We start from the raw sequence: 2,923 nt of genomic DNA, 5'->3' as shown, positions 1-2,923 counted from the left end.
TCTATACAACAAAGGGAGAAACAACTAAAATTTATGCTAGTGCATTTACCCAAAATACTAGTGATGACTGGACTTGGATGGATATGGGAGATACTGCTACTTTAGCATATAAGGATGTAACAAATCTTAAGGCTATTGGTACTACTGATTCATTTGCAAAGTCAAACAGTACTGCAAACTTTGGGATAAATATTGCTGATGGTAATCTCGGTGATGGAGATTCAAACATATTAAAATTCCATGTTGGTACCATTACAGTTAAGGCTGATGGTTATAAGGATATTGTAGTTAATTTAAATAAAGATTATTCAGAATCATTTTTAGCAACAAAAGTTTCTTGGGGTATAAATGGAAATACAAAACAAATTCTATTAAATGATTATTTACCAAAAGATGCAACAGAGAAAACAAATTATCTACATAAGGTTACTAGTGTTACAGCAGATATTACATTATCAGACTATCAATATATTAAAGCAGTAGCACCAGAACCAGAATTTCCTGCTGACTATCATCATCCAACAGAGATGCGTGACATTTCTGCTATGGATTTAGTAAAGGACATGAAAGTTGGTTGGAACTTAGGAAATACTTTGGAAGCTACTGGCGGAGAAACAGGCTGGAATAATCCTGTAACAACAAGAAAAATGATTGACGAGTTAAAAAAAGCTGGTTTTAACACTCTTCGTATTCCAGTAAGATGGGACGAGCATTATACTGATGATAAATATACTATTGATCCAGCATATATGTCTCGTGTTGAAACAGTTGTAAACTATGCACTTGCTAATGATATGTATGCTATTGTAAATATTCATCACAATAAAATACAAGGTCAGATGAATGAAGAAAATAAAGCTAACGTTATTAATGAAGGAAGTGCTATATGGAAGCAAATTGCTAACCATTTTAAGGATTATAGTGATAAGTTAATCTTTGAAACAATAAACGAACCAAGAAATGGGGATGACTGGACAGGTAAGACAGAATATTATAATGTGGTAAATGAATATAATGCAAAAATACTTTCTGTAATGCGTGGAACTGGCGGAAATAATGAGAAGAGACTTGTAATGATGCCTGCATATTGTGCAGCAACAGATTATGCTAAAGTTTCTGCTATGGAAGTACCAAAGGATGATCACGTAGCAGTATCTGCCCATGCTTATATACCTTATAACTTTGCTATGAATACTGCTGCTGGTGCTCCAACTACATTTAGTGATTCTGATAAATCATATATAGATAAGATTTTTAGATTATTAGATAAAACATTTAAGCAAAAGGGAATTCCTGTTGTTATGGGTGAGTTTGGTGCTACTGATAAATCAAATTTACAAGATAGAGTTAACTTTGCTAAATACTATCTACAAGTAGCAAGCAGCTATAAAATACCATGTTTATGGTGGGATAATAATTACTTTAAAGCTAATGTAAGTGATTCAATGGGAATTTTCGATAGAAAAACTCTTAAATTTGTATATCCAGAAATCCTACAAGCAATGTTAGATGGTTGGAATAATCCAATAGATAATTCTAAGTATGATGAAAATGTACTTTTCAATGGTAAAGCAACTTCTTCAAATTGGGGACAAGCACTTACATTTTATTATGGTTTAGATTTTGTAAATACTGAATTTGCAAATAAATATGCTATAGCTGTAGAATACACAAGTGAAAAGGCTCCTCAATTAATTTTGTCAGGAAACTTAAAGGGTACAAATTGGGTAGCAATAAATCCTTCAATAACTCAATCAAAGGGAACTGGAAATATTGCATACTTTACTCTTGAAGATATGGTAAATGGATATAAAAAGGCTCTTGCAGACTACGATAGTTATGGACAAGTTTTGCCAGGACTTCAAAGTATCTTAGTAGGAGATCAAGGTGTAAATCTAACAGTATCTAAAGTTTACAAAATGAATAATTTTGAATATCTTTTAGGTGATGTAGATGGAGATCATGCTATAACAATGGCAGATTGTATATCATTAAAGAAATACTTATTAAACCCTAATGTTAAGATAGATGAGAAAAATGCAGATGTTAATAAGGATGGACAAATAGATATTAGCGATTTATTTGAACTTTATGATTTATTATAAGAATTAGTAAATTTCTAATATATTATTTCTATCAAACAAAGAAGTGGATTCGGTGGAATCCACTTTTTTATTTTTATAGGAAAAGTTTTATAAATAAAGTGTTTATTAAAGGTAATTAAATATGTTTACAAAATTGAGATATAATAGTAGAATAGGTAAAGGGATTGGGAAAACCTAGAAAATTATAATTAAGCAAACGATATTAAATTTATCAAGGAATAAAATTAAGATGAATGGAGATATAGTATGCTTAAGTTAAATAATAAAGAAACAAAGACTTATTATATACAGGACGAGCATCTATTGAAGGATAAAGTGGAAGATAAACATTTTATTTTAGAAAGAGATGTTGTGTCCTTTTTTCATTCCGCTGTACATTATGTTAAGTAACTTAGGGGGAATGGAATGTGATAAGTGATATCAAGGTAAATTACGCGATAATAGGAGATCTAAGAGATAAGATAGCTACATATAAATCAGCAATTGAAACCATGGAAGAATCATTAAATAATATAAATAGCAGGCTTGAGAGCGAAAACAGCGGAGAAGCTGTAGCGGCACTAATAAGCAAGCATGAAGACTTAAAAGGTGATATAAGTGCCTGCAAGGGAGAATTAGAAGATTTATATAAACTTTTTAGTGGTTTCCATGATGAAATGACAGGAATAATACATCCAATGAGTTATCAAGGACTTATGAGAGTAGACAGAGATGATATATGGTGGAATATGCAGTCAATAATGGGTGCCTGTACTGGAATAGGAATTATAAGGTATAATGTTTCAACATATAGAAGTTTTCCAAGTTTCTCGGACAGT

The 2,923-nt window shown here is 31.3% G+C and carries 3 protein-coding genes; all 3 read left to right on the top strand.

The features are described 5' to 3' along the window. Positions 1 to 2,105, top strand: a 2,105-nt coding sequence (locus FAY47_RS20995) for a cellulase family glycosylhydrolase (protein WP_243129639.1), incomplete at its 5' end; no start/stop codon positions are given. Between the two features lie 246 nt (positions 2,106 to 2,351). After that, on the top strand, positions 2,352 to 2,495 hold the full coding sequence (locus FAY47_RS20385) for a hypothetical protein (protein ID WP_185966859.1): 144 nt from the start codon (positions 2,352 to 2,354) through the stop codon (positions 2,493 to 2,495). 17 nt (positions 2,496 to 2,512) lie between these two features. Continuing rightward, on the top strand, positions 2,513 to 2,923 hold a 411-nt coding region (locus FAY47_RS20380), incomplete at its 3' end, for a hypothetical protein (RefSeq protein ID WP_207706256.1).

Origin of the sequence: Clostridium sp. HBUAS56017 (assembly GCF_007115085.1) — a bacterium.
GTDB classification, from domain to species: Bacteria; Bacillota; Clostridia; order Clostridiales; family Clostridiaceae; genus Clostridium; species Clostridium cibarium.
Note: the sequence above shows the minus strand (reverse complement) of the source record. Positions and strands in the feature narration are given on the sequence as shown.